The organism is Novosphingobium indicum, assembly GCF_014645195.1.
In the GTDB taxonomy this organism is placed as follows: Bacteria; Pseudomonadota; Alphaproteobacteria; order Sphingomonadales; family Sphingomonadaceae; genus Novosphingobium; species Novosphingobium indicum.
The window spans coordinates 1-12105 of record NZ_BMLK01000047.1 but is presented as its reverse complement, the minus strand read 5'-3'; the positions used below and the strand labels follow the sequence as shown (position 1 = coordinate 12105).

Genomic DNA, 12105 nt, shown 5'->3' with positions numbered 1-12105 from the left:
CCGCTCAAGTTCCTGCCGATAGATGTCTTCGCTCGCGTAGATCGAGCGCGATTGGCGCCCGGTGCGTGAATCAACAAGATCGGCAATGTTGTCGTTCATTTGATCCTATCCCGAGAGCGTGGCTAAAGCTGCCATCGATTTTTCGTGTCGGGGAGTTAAAAGCACGAATCGTGCCAATATCGGTTTCTGGCTGATTTACAGCAGTCCGGGTTGATCAGTCCCACTGCGAGGCACTTTGCAGATCGTCGTAAATGTAAATGTCGAGGCTTGAGGCTGGCTCGAAAGTTACGAATCTGATAAGCTGACCGGATGAAGACACCTCCAAGCTACGCCGACCTTGCCAGCAAGCTGCTGTTCTCACCGGAAATGGGCCGGATCTGGCATGACGGTGAACGCTGCGTACTGCTCAGCCAAGCGGCCCTGGCCAGCTGGCGCAGCCGCCTGGTGGCCGAATTGGGGCTAGAAGCGGCCAGCCGGTTCTTCTGGGGTGTCGGTTTTGCCGAAGGCGCACGGTGCGCGATCGGCGCGAAGAAATTGCGCCCGGATGGTGATTATCTCGAAGCATTCGCGGTCGGACCGCAGGCACACGCCTTGACCGGGTTCGGCTGGACCCAGATCGAAACTCTTGAAAACGATCCCTCGCGGGGGCATTTCGAAGGCCGGTTCACGGTCCACGATTCGATGGAGGCGGCGATCCATCTCAACGCGATGGGGCACAGCACCGATCCGGTGTGCTGGATGCAGACCGGCTTTGCAAGCGGCTTTGCCACAACCTTCGCGGGACAACCGATCATCATGCGCGAAGTGGAATGTGCGGGGCGAGGCGATGCTGCCTGCGTACTTCACGCCAAACCAAAACCCGAATGGGATCAGTTGGACGACCTCGAATTGGCCGCGACGCCGCTGGTCCTGTCCGAAACGTGGCATGATGCGGGCCAAACGGTGATTGGGATATCGGCAGCGTTCCTCTCAGCCAAGACCATGATCGAACGCACCGCAGCGAGCAATGCGACGCTGCTGTTAATGGGCGAGACCGGGGTCGGCAAGGAAGTGCTGGCCAAGCTCGCTCATCGGCTGAGCACGCGCGAGGCGGAGCCGTTCATCGCGCTCAACTGCGCGGCGATCCCTGAGGGGCTGATCGAATCGGAGCTGTTCGGCGTGGCCAAGGGGGCCTATACTGGCGCGGTTGCCGCCCGGCCCGGTCGGTTCGAGCTGGCCAATGGCGGCACGCTGTTCCTGGACGAGATATCGACACTGTCGCCACTTGCACAATCGAAGATTCTGCGCGCTGTCCAGGAAGGTGAGTTCGAGCGGGTCGGCGATACGCGGACGATCAAGGTGGATGTCCGATTGATCGCAGCATCGAATGTGGAACTTAACGAGGCGGTGCGGGAAGGCACGTTTCGTGCCGACTTGTTCTACCGGATATCGACTTTACCGGTCCGGGTGCCGCCGCTGCGCCAGCGCCGCGAGGACATTCCGGTGCTGCTGGAACACTTCCGTCTGCGTTATGCCCTGCGCCATGGCCGAACAGTATCGGGCTTCACTCCGCGGGCGATTAACGCGCTGTTGGCTTACGATTTCCCGGGCAATGTGCGCGAACTTGAGCGAATGGTGGAACGCGCCGTGCTGTTGGCGGACGACGGACGAGCGATCGACGTCAGACACCTGTTCTTGGAAACCGACGGCCTCGAATTGAAGCCGGCGATGTGCATGACCAACGATGGCAGGATCAGCGCCGTTGACAATGTTGGTAGTCGCGCCAACTTGGTGCGCCAGATGCTGGATCTGATCGTCGATGAGGGCGGAAGCCTGCTGGAAATGGAAGGGCTGGTGATCCGCGAGGCCCTTGATGCAAGTGGGGGCAACGTTGCTCGCGCGGCGCGCACCTTAGGCTTTACCCGTCGGCAGCTCGCCTTGCGTCTTGAAAAAATGGAAATCCAGGAATCCGCCTAGCGCGCGTTAACTCTCGCAACGCATTGCATATTGTGCAAAGAAGGTCTATAGGGAGGTGCGCCTTCCGGCAATAAGACCGGGAAAGCACGCAAAGTTGGGAGAATCGCATGAAATCGGTAGCCGTGGTCGGAGCAAATCTTGCGGGTGGCCGCGCGGTGGAGTCCTTGCGCCAGGCTGGCTTCGATGGCCGGATCACCCTTATCGGCGAAGAACCGTGGCGGCCCTACGAGCGCCCGCCCCTGTCCAAGGAGGTGTTGTGGGATCCGGCCAATGTACCGGACAATTTCTTCCTTCATGACGAGGCCTGGTACGCCGCCAACCGCATCGAAATGCGGCTTGGCGCGCGCGCCGAAGCGCTCGACCTGGCGGCGAGCGCTGTGCGCCTGGCGGGCGGAGACCTGGTCCAGGCCGACCGCATCTTGCTGACCACCGGTGGTTCCGCCCGCAAGCTTAACATGGAAGGCGCCGATGCCGCCAATGTCCATTACCTGCGCACCCGCGATGATGCCACCCGGATGGCGGCGGACCTCAGGGACGGGGCGCGGATCCTGATCGTCGGCATGGGCGTGATCGGCGCTGAAGTGGCGGCCAGCGCAGTCAAGCTGGGCTGCCGGGTGACGGCGATCGAGCCGCTCGCCGCGCCGATGATCCGTGCGCTTGGGCCGCAGTTCGGGCAGTGGCTGGGCGTGGAGCATCGCCAGCGCGGGGTCGATACCCGCTTCGGGCGCGGCGTGACCGCGATGAAGGTGCTAGACGGGAGGGTGACGCGCGTCGAACTCGATGACGGTTCGCTGGTCGATTGCGATGCCGTAGTGGTCGGGGTCGGGATCGTGCCGGAGATCAGCCTGGCACGGGACGCCGGCATCGCCACCAACAACGGCATCATCGTCGATCGCCAATGCCGCACCAGCAGCGCAAATGTCTTTGCTGCTGGCGACGTGGCCGAGCAGGCGAGCTTCTTTGGCGGCCATATCCGTCAGGAAACCTACCAAAATGCCGCCGATCAGGCCCAAGCTGCGGCCCTCGCCATGCTCGGGCAGGAGGTCGATTACTGCAAGCCGGTTTGGTATTGGAGTGACCAGTACGATCTCAACATCCAGTTCTGTGGCCATATCCCGGTGCAGGCCGAGGTGACCGTGCGTGGTGACATGGCTAGCAACGCATTTGCCGCATTCTTCCAGTCGGGCGAGACGGTCGAGGGCATCCTGACCGTCAACCGCGCCCCTGACATGGGCATCGGTAAGCGGCTGGTGGAGCGTCGGGCCAAGGCCCAGGCCGTGCAGCTGTCTGATGCCAATGTTTCCCTGCGCGACCTCCTCAAGCAGGCGGGCTAAGCCACGCGGGGCCGGGAATCAGCCGATGCCGCCACCAGCCACAAAGAGCGTCTGGCCCGTGACATAGGATGCCTCGTCAGCCGCGAGGAAACATATCGCCGCGGCCAGCTCCTCAGGCTCGCCAAAACGGCCGAGCGGAGTGTCGCGCAGGGTCTGTTCCATCACTTCGTCAAAGCCCTTGCGGTCTGCGTCCGATGGAGTGGCGGTGTTGCGCGGCGTAACCCGCGTCACATTTACCCCGCCCGGGGCCACGCAGTTGACCCGGATGCCGCAGTCCCCCAGTTCCAGTGACAAGGCTGCCGTCAGCGCCGACACACCGCCCTTCGCCGCCGCATAGGGCACCCGGTTGATGCCGCGGGTCGCCACTGATCCGATGTTGACGATCGATCCTCGGCCAACTGCGCGCATGTACGGAAGCACCGCATGACAGCACCACAGGGTCGGCCACAGCGAACGGTTGATTTCGGCGACGATCTCTTCCGGGGTGTATTCCCAATAAGGCTTGGCCCAGATCGTGCCGCCGACATTGTGGACGGCTATGTCTATCCGTCCGAAGTTTTCGCTGACCGCCTGATAAAGGTCAACAGCTCCGGCCTGTTGCTCAAGGTCGTGGATGGCAGAGTGCGCGTCGATAGCTTCGGCCCTAAGTCGCGAAACCGCTTCCCGAGTCGCCTGCTCGGCCCGGTCGGCAACCACCACCGTCGCCCCTTCGCGACCCAAGCGTAGGGCGGCAGCAAGACCGATCCCCTGAGCAGCGCCTGTGACAACCGCGATCTTGCCTGCAAATCTGCTGTTTGCTCCGGTCATTCTGAACTTCCCCCAAGTTAGTCAGCGTTCACGTGATACATTCGGTCCTTCTCACCCCCACCCATTAATTCGGTATTCCGCTCTTGCCAAGCTGTAGGGCAATGCATTACACAATAGCCAACGCAGAGATGTTTAGGAGAGGCTTCTTGGCGCGTATTCTGTTGACTGCTGCTGATGTGAAAGGCGCATGGGCTATCGTCCCGACGCCCTCTAGGGAAGGTGCCTCCGATTGGCGCGCCACCGATACGGTCAACGTCGATGAGGCGGCCCGCATGGTCAACGGCCTGATCGAGGCCGGGATCGATGGCATTCTTAGCATGGGAACGCTGGGCGAGGCCGCGACCATGACGCTCGACGAGAAGCTGGTCTTCATGAAGACGATCGTCGATGCTGCTGCTGGACGGGTTCCAGTGTTTGTCGGCACGACCTGCATCAACACGCGCGATACCATCGCCCTGACGCGCCAGGCGGTCGATATCGGAGCTACCGGCACGATGCTCGGTATCCCGATGTGGTGTGCGCCCAGCCTTGATGTGGCGGTCCAGTTCTACCGCGATGTTGCCGAGGCAGTGCCCGATATCAACATCGCGATCTATGCCAACCCGGAAGCATTCAAGTTCGATTTCCCGCGCACCTTCTGGGCGCAGGTCGCCGAGCTTCCCCAGGTCGTCACCGCCAAGTACATCGGGGTCAGCACCTTGCTGCCCGATCTTGCCGCGATCAAGGGCCGGATCAAGCTGCTGCCGATCGATTTCGATTATTATGGCGCGTCCCGGATGGACGATTCAATCGATGCCTTCTGGACCAGCGGCGCGGTCTGCCATCCGCTGGTCAGCACGACCTTGCGCGATGTCGTCGCCCAGGCCCGTGCCAGCGGAGACTGGAGCAGGGCCAAGGCGTTCATGGGGCGGCTGGCGCCGACCGCGGCGACGCTGTTCCCCAACGGCAGCTTCAAGGAATTCTCGACCTACAACATCCCGCTGGAAAAGGCGCGGATGACGGCGGGGGGGTGGATGAACGCCGGTCCGTGCCGGCCGCCCTACCACCTTTGTCCCGAGCCCTACCTTGAAGGCGCACGCAATTCCGGCCGGATGTGGGCCGAGCTCGGCAAGGCGCTCGAGGCGGAACGCTGAAATGATCTGATTCACCGAAATCGAACCGTGGGAGAACGAGGATGGCTGAAGCGACTCTGACCTGGCCGAAGAACTACAACGAGGTTCCCAAGGCTGCCTTTATCCGCGCGGATCTCTACGCCGATGAGATCCAGCGGATCTTTCACGGTGCGGAATGGCATCCGATCGCCCACGAAAGCGAATTGCCCAATCCGGGTGATTTCAAGACCATGCGGCTGGCCGGCATCCCGCTCTTGATCTCGCGCGACGAGGCTGACGTGGTGCGGGTGTTCTACAACGCCTGCTCGCACCGTAGCAACCAGCTCGAAACCGCGGTGATGGGCAACAAGACCGAGTTTGAGTGCCCCTATCACCGCTGGCTGTTCAACGCCAAAGGCGACCTTGTCGGCTGCCCCAACCCGCGTGAATTCCTGCCCGGTTTCGACAAGGCCGACTATCCCCTAGGGCAGCCACGGTTCGAATTGTTCTATGGCCTGATCTTCGTGACTTTTTCCAGCGAGACTGAGCCGCTCGAGACTTTCCTGGGAGAGGCTGGCGAAACACTGCGCGAGCTGATGGCCGGCGACGGGCGCCTGAAGCTTCTGGGCTATCAGAAGGTCCGCTATGACAGTAACTGGAAGGGCTACAACGACAACGACGGTTACCATGCTCCCTTGTTGCACGCTGCGTTCAAGATGCTGAACTGGCAAGGCGGGAAAGGGCGGCAATATACCTGCACCAGGCGCGGGCACGTGTGCTTCGAATCGGCGCTTTCGGTGGCGAGCGGCCCCAGCGTTCTCAAGGACAAGGATCTGATTGCGTTCAAGGGGCAGGATCCCTCGGTCGGATCGCGCATCGTCCAACTGTTCCCTACTTTCGTCTCGACCAAGCACCTTGACATCATCAACCTGCGCTTCGCGACCCCGATCGACGCGGAAACGACCGAGGTTCATTACGCCTATTTCGCGCATCAGGACGATGACGACGAAATGCTGCGCCACCGTTTGCGGCAAAGCTCGAACCTACTGGGCCCGTGCGGATTGATCAGCATGGAAGACGCCTCGATCTTCCACAGGATTCATATCGGCAGCCACACCCCGGGGAATGCGATTTTCCAGAAGGGCGTACGTGATCCATCCAAGCTGGAATCTGAATTTCTGCAGAACGATGAAAGTGGCAACCTGCCCCGCTGGGAATATTATCGTTCAGTGATGGGTTTCGAAAGGGCTGAGGCATGACTGACTCCATAGACGGGCTGGAAATGGCGCTCGACCGGCTGTTGCTGGCCGACGCCAATGCACTCGACAGCAAGGACATGAAAGGCTGGCTGGCGAACTATGCCGAGGAAAACGAGGCCTCCTATTATTGCCGCGCGACCGAGAACACCGAGCACAACCTTGAACTCGGGTTCATGTTCGACGATTGCCGCGCGCGACTCGAAGATCGCGTCACGTATGTCAACGAAATCTGGGCGGGGACGTTTCAGGACTACCGCACCCGCCATTTCGTCCAGCGCGTCAGCCATTGGCAGGTCGATGCCAGCACGGCGGAAGCCATCTCGAATTTTTCGGTGTTCATGACGCCGATGGATACCGGTGTCACCCAGGTTCTTGCCGTGGGCCGTTATCTCGACAGGCTGCGATTGTCGGACGCAGGCGACGCCAAGTTGCTGTCCCGCCGCGCCGAACTCGACACCTCGGTCCTCCCCCGATATCTTGTATACCCGATTTGAGTTGCTGCACTCTGTCTTCAGACCGAAAATTCGCTGAAACCAACGGGAGTATGGATAGATGATCATTGACGCGCATGCCCATCTGGTTGCTCCGGTATCACTTTATGCGCACAGAAGCAATCTGATTGTTTGGGGGGCAATACGGCAAGGCTTACGGCGCGAAAATGAGCGATGGTCAACTTCGGTAAAGCGCTGAACAGAACGTCTTGATGGATTCGGTGGGAACAGACGTTCAGCTGCTGTCGCCTCGACGGTTCCTCACCCTGAACGGGAATGCCCGGTGGCATGAATCGTCGATTGGACTTGCGGGTTGTCGACGAACTTGATTTCGTCGGTGCCTTGCTCAACCCCGATCCAAGCCAAGGCATGAATGGCACGCCACCGCTGGGAAATCCCTATTGGTACCCCTCTCTACGAACGTCTTTGCGAGCTCGACTTGCCGGTCCATATCCATGCCGGTTGATGACCATCCTTAATATCGGTCCGATCACAGCAACGGCGCTGGCCGCTTTGGCACCGCCGCCAGAAGTGTTCCGCACGGGCCGGGACTTCGCGGCCTGGCTGGGCCTGACACCACTCCAAAAATCAACTGACGGCAAACAGCAGCTTGGAGCTACCTCGAAGATGGGGAACGAACCTTGCGACGGCTCCTGATAATCGGGGCGAGCTCGGTTGTGTGTCAGGCAACAAGGCGCGGCGCACCAGCGGGTTCATGGCAGGCACGGATGCTGGCGCGCAAACCAAGAATGCTGGTGATCACCGCACTTGCCAACAAGATGGCGCGGACGGTGTGGGCGCTGATGCTGAAGAATGAGACTTATAGAGCACTGGTCGTGGCTGGGTAACCAGTCACGACCACGAGGGTGCGCAGATATAGGAAGGTCAGATGGAAGATATGGCATAACGGTCGATGAGACGGGATCAGCAAAACCAGATAGGGTCAAGGTGCTACCCAAGCACGCAGTCCTGATATGGAGCCGATCCGTGAACTCCCATACGGGCCAGCGGCATCGATAAAGCCGCATTAAAGGCCGGACAGATGTAAGCACCCGACTACACGCCAAGCCTCCAATTACCCCTTGCATCTTACGGGGCGTCCACAGATAACCCTAGCATTACAGTTGCATTTTTCACTTGAGGTGAGCGCGTCTGGAGGTGGCTTGATGCGCGCGTCGCCAGCATGACCAGGCAGTGACGTAGGCCGGGCTTATACAGCGCTGGACAAGCTTGTTGGCGATGCGTCGGACTTCCTGTGTAGCGCGACAAACTGGATGAGGATTACGCTGATATTCCTCTGATTTGGTGGACACCTTAGCTAAGCTCTGCGGGGCAAGGAAGGTGCAATAATGACTACACAGAAGCGGGTATTTGCGCCCGAGTTCAAACGCGAGACGGTTGCGCTACTGGAACGCAGCGGTCGACCGTTGGCCCATATTGCGGCTGAAGTTGGCATTATGCCGTCGATGCTGCAGGCATGGAGGCGGTCGACACGCAGTGGGCCGCTTTCGCAAGCGGTGTCGGCAGGCGCGATAGCGCCGTTGCCATCGCCTGCTGATCAGGCATCGCAGATCACGAAACTGAAGCGCGAGTTGGTTCGCACGCGGATGGAGCGCGACATCCTAAACGTATGGCCCGCCCCGTCGGCAAGGGGTAAATTCGAGTTGGCATGATGGGTCTGCATCAACGTATCCGGTCTCAAGGCTGAAGCCCTGGCCAAGATGGATATCCGCACAGCCTGGCCCGGGACTGTCAGTAATTTTGTGCGCGGAGCCGGTTTTGTTCATCAGTACCATGAACCTGTCGCCGAAGAGAACGGCAAACTGGGTTTTGGCCTCTGTCCACTCGCGCGGCGGCCGTTTCCATTCCTCGGCCGCGTGATTGAGGACGAGGTATAGCAGCTTCATCGCCGCCTCGTCACCGGGGAAGTGGCCACGGGTGCGCACGGCTCGCCTGAGCTTCGAGTTCAGCGCCTCGATCGCATTCGTTGTGTAGATCATCCGCTGGATCGGTGTGCTGAAGGCAAAGAACGGGATGACCTGCTCCCAGTGGCAACGCCAGCTTTGCGCGATGGGCGGATATTTCTGGCCCCAATGCCCTTCTTCGAAGGCTTCCAGCGCGGCAGGCCGGCTTCGGCATTCTTGGCGCGATAGACGCTTCGCAGGGATTGAGCGACGGATTTCCTGTCCTTCCAGGACGCGAAGTTCATCGAGTTGCGGATCAGATGCACGATGGGGTCGTTGAAAAAGCCCCATTATCGTCGATCTGCGACAGATGGTCTGCCAATGCCACGAGTTTTGCGACTGGGGCGCACGATCAAGCGACACCGAAGCTGTGCAACTGTTTCCGGCGCGTATGGGTGTTCAAAACCCCGTAAATCAGCGCAATCAGGGCGACGGCGAGCCGCTTGAGGTTAATCGCGGCGGCGGTGAGGAATGCCTGGATGCGCATGTTATCGAGACCGCGCCGGACGGCACGCGCAAGACCATGCCAGGTTTTGGCTTCGCCATGGACGCCTTCGACCCGCCAGCGGTGACGCTGATAGAGCCGTTCTTCTCGCTCACCCCACCGCAGCCGTCTACGCCGCGCCCGTAGCAATGATGGGTGATTGACATTGAACACGACCACACGGCCATAACGCGACGGGCTGACGCAGCGCGCCTTGAGCGGGCATGCCGCGCAATCTTTGGCATTGGCATGAAAATGCTGAAACGCTCCGCGCTGAAGCTTGCCCCTGGGGTGCAGGATCTTGCCTCTAGGGCAGCGAGCGATGTTGTGGCGCGCATCAAACTTGAAGCGACGGGTGGGAATGACCTTGCCGGGCGGCGGTTCGGCCTTGGCCGGAACCACGCCTTCGATCTCGCGATCTTCAAGCGCGCGGAAGACTTTGGCATAGGCATAACCGGCATCCATTGTGGCAACCGCCATCGCCGCGCCGGTCGTCGCGGTGATGGCATCGAGCCGTGCGACCACAGCTATACCCTCGTTCTCCTCACCGGTCGCAACCTCTACATCGACGATGACGCCGGCGACATCGTCCACGGCGGTGTGCTGTTTGTAGGCCGGTTCAAGTCGGCGGTTGCGGCCGTTGGTCGCCATGGTCGCGTCGGGATCGGTGACACAAACCTTCTTTGACCTGCCCTTCTTGCGATTGTCGAAAAGCGTTTCGTCGTTCGCCTCGGTGACCGCCTCGACGTGGCGAACAACCAGCGAGTCCCAGCTGACATGGGCACGGATCAGCGAGGCATCGATATGGACGACTTCGCCGGTTGCAATCTTCGCGGCAATACAAGCCTGCACCGTCCGCTCGAAAATACGGCGGAAACGTTCTGCTCCCCAGCGTTGACGAATGCGCGTCAGCGAAGAATGATCCGGCAACGGCTCATGTAGCGCGAAACCGCAAAACCAGCGGATCGCCAGGTTCACCTGCGCCTCGCGCATCAGTCGGCGGTCATGCACGATACCAAGCAGGAACCCGGCGAGCATCAGCCGGACCGCAACCTCGGGATCGATACCGGGACGGCCATTGTCAGCGCAGTAAAGGTCGCTGACCTCGTCGCGCAGCCATCTCAGGTCGAGAACCCGGTCCACCCGCGCCAGGACGTGATCGTCCGGAATCAGCTGACGAAGCGATCCCGTGATGAATAGTTCAAGCTGACCCCGCTCCTTGCAGCCAAGCATAATGCCATCTCCCACTGCCTCGACACAGTGAATCAGACCGGAGCGACTTTTTCAATGACCCCACGATACAGGTTTGCGACCGTTTCGGGGAACACGGCGTTGATCGCATCGGGGAAGCCTTTCAGACCGTCAACGACGGCGATCAGGATATCGGCCACACCCCGGTTCTTGAGCTCGTTCACGAAAGGATCGCTGGGCCTAGAACTTCGGTATCCAGCAGGGACGCCCCATCACGGTTCGCGAGAACCGGCAATGGAAACCTGCTGTCGCCTTCTGCCGTTACGCCGACGACTTCGTCGTCATCGTCAAGGGCACCAAGGCACATGCCGAGGCCATCCACGAGGAATGCCGGGCCCTTCTGGAAGGCAACCTGAAGCTGACGTTGAATATGGACAAGAGCCATATCACCCACGTCGACGACGGGTTCGTGTTCCTCGGGCACCGGATTATCCGCAGGCGGGGATCGAGCGGACGTATGTCCGTGGTCTCGACGATACCCAAGGAGAAAGCCAAGACCTTCGCTCGCCGATTGGTCGAGACCCTCTCCGGCAATCATGAGATTGCCACGGTGGACATGATCGACAGCCTGAACCGCCAACTGGCGAGCTGGGCCGCGTTCTATAAGTTCACCGACTTCACGGCGCGCACATTCCGGCGCATCGACACTGTCGCGTTCTGGAAAATGGCGCACTGGTTGGCGCAGAAATTCCGGTCCCGCATCAAGCCCTTGATGCGCAAATGGTACCGCGTTCCGGAAATCGGCCACTCAAAGACGTGGCTGATTTACAGCCGGAGCAATCAGGGCAATGCCGTCGGCAAGGCGCTACGACGACTGGTCACCAGCCAGAAGTTGCAGTTCCGGTGGCGGAACCCGGAGCGAAATCCCTACATCTACAGGGACGAACTCCGAAACACCGTCACTTCCCGTTATCATGATGTCGCCATGGCCATGGGCCAGGGTTGAATAGAGAGCCTTATGCGTTGAAAGGTGCACGTACGGTTCGGGGAGGGGAAGCGCTTATGCGCTTTCAGGTCCTGTGGGAAGAATACATTGCTGCTCATCCCGACGGCTACCGCTACAGTCGCTGGTGCGAGCTGTTCCGAGGCTGGGAAGGCCGGCTGCCGCTGGTCATGCGCCAGACAGACCCATGCCGGCGGTGAGAAGCTGTTCATCGACTACGCCGGCGACACGGTGCCGGTGGCGGTGAACCGTGCATTGCCTCGCCAGAAATGTTCCTGTGAATTGAGTGTTGCCTCATCGGAAATGTTCCCAAGCCAGCGGCGTCGGGAGGATTAGAATGAGGAAGGTGAGCATGGCAACACGGGAGGAGTTGATCTCGGCAGTCCGGGATCGATATCGGTCAGCAGGGCGCAAGGAAAAGGGCCGCATACTCGATGAATTTGCCCGGATCACAGGCTATTGTCAGTGGGCGTGTAATTCTCCGCAAAAGTGGGCTTTGAAAATTCCCTGATTGTTGGACCTGAT

Annotated in this window: 9 protein-coding genes and 5 pseudogenes; 10 read left to right on the top strand and 4 right to left on the bottom strand. The window is 60.2% G+C overall.

The features are described 5' to 3' along the window. Positions 1–366 precede the first annotated feature (366 nt). On the top strand, positions 367–1956 hold the full coding sequence (locus tag IEX64_RS23240; RefSeq protein ID WP_229710698.1) for a sigma 54-interacting transcriptional regulator: 1590 nt from the start codon (positions 367–369) through the stop codon (positions 1954–1956). A gap of 107 nt (positions 1957–2063) precedes the next feature. Then, positions 2064–3290, top strand: coding sequence for an NAD(P)/FAD-dependent oxidoreductase (locus IEX64_RS23235; RefSeq protein ID WP_188823745.1), 1227 nt, complete (start codon positions 2064–2066; stop codon positions 3288–3290). Positions 3291–3308: 18 nt separating this feature from the next. Here the strand turns inward: IEX64_RS23235 and IEX64_RS23230 are convergent, their stop codons facing one another. Then, positions 3309–4097 (bottom strand): 1,6-dihydroxycyclohexa-2,4-diene-1-carboxylate dehydrogenase, encoded by a 789-nt coding sequence (locus tag IEX64_RS23230; protein WP_188823743.1) that lies wholly within the window; start codon positions 4095–4097, stop codon positions 3309–3311. A gap of 146 nt (positions 4098–4243) precedes the next feature. Here IEX64_RS23230 and IEX64_RS23225 point away from each other — a divergent pair, with 146 nt between their 5' ends. The 5 genes and pseudogenes from IEX64_RS23225 to IEX64_RS24825 all read left to right on the top strand — a co-directional run bounded on the left by IEX64_RS23225 (position 4244) and on the right by IEX64_RS24825 (position 8611). Continuing rightward, positions 4244–5230, top strand: a complete 987-nt coding sequence (locus tag IEX64_RS23225) for a dihydrodipicolinate synthase family protein (protein WP_188823740.1) — start codon at positions 4244–4246, stop codon at positions 5228–5230. Positions 5231–5271: 41 nt separating this feature from the next. Beyond that, positions 5272–6447, top strand: a complete 1176-nt coding sequence (locus tag IEX64_RS23220) for an aromatic ring-hydroxylating oxygenase subunit alpha (protein ID WP_188823738.1) — start codon at positions 5272–5274, stop codon at positions 6445–6447. After that, the gene (locus IEX64_RS23215) at positions 6444–6941 is read left to right on the top strand and encodes an aromatic-ring-hydroxylating dioxygenase subunit beta (protein ID WP_188823736.1); all 498 of its coding nucleotides are present in this window, start codon (positions 6444–6446) and stop codon (positions 6939–6941) included. Before IEX64_RS23220 ends, IEX64_RS23215 begins: the two co-directional genes overlap by 4 nt. Before the next feature lie 456 nt (positions 6942–7397). Further along, positions 7398–7786, top strand: a pseudogene (locus IEX64_RS23205) (transposase); the annotation flags it as partial. Between the two features lie 501 nt (positions 7787–8287). Continuing rightward, positions 8288–8611, top strand: coding sequence for a transposase (locus tag IEX64_RS24825; RefSeq protein ID WP_188823734.1), 324 nt, complete (start codon positions 8288–8290; stop codon positions 8609–8611). A gap of 123 nt (positions 8612–8734) precedes the next feature. On the opposite strand, the pseudogene IEX64_RS23195 reads toward IEX64_RS24825, so the two are convergent. From IEX64_RS23195 to IEX64_RS23185, 3 genes and pseudogenes are all read right to left on the bottom strand, one after another. Beyond that, positions 8735–9171: pseudogene (locus IEX64_RS23195) on the bottom strand (transposase); the annotation flags it as partial. An 83-nt stretch (positions 9172–9254) separates the two neighbouring features. Next, positions 9255–10619: a transposase gene (locus IEX64_RS23190; RefSeq protein ID WP_188823732.1), complete on the bottom strand. Its 1365-nt coding sequence runs from the start codon at positions 10617–10619 to the stop codon at positions 9255–9257. Between the two features lie 40 nt (positions 10620–10659). Continuing rightward, positions 10660–10801, bottom strand: a pseudogene (locus tag IEX64_RS23185) (transposase); the annotation flags it as partial. A gap of 29 nt (positions 10802–10830) precedes the next feature. On the opposite strand from IEX64_RS23185, the pseudogene IEX64_RS24725 reads away from it, so the two are divergent. The 3 genes and pseudogenes from IEX64_RS24725 to IEX64_RS23175 all read left to right on the top strand — a co-directional run. Beyond that, a pseudogene (locus IEX64_RS24725) lies at positions 10831–11007 on the top strand (group II intron reverse transcriptase/maturase); the annotation flags it as partial. 87 nt (positions 11008–11094) lie between these two features. Then, the gene (locus IEX64_RS24560; RefSeq protein WP_229710697.1) at positions 11095–11583 is read left to right on the top strand and encodes a group II intron maturase-specific domain-containing protein; all 489 of its coding nucleotides are present in this window, start codon (positions 11095–11097) and stop codon (positions 11581–11583) included. A gap of 65 nt (positions 11584–11648) precedes the next feature. Then, a pseudogene (locus IEX64_RS23175) lies at positions 11649–11832 on the top strand (IS21 family transposase); the annotation flags it as partial. Positions 11833–12105 lie beyond the last annotated feature (273 nt).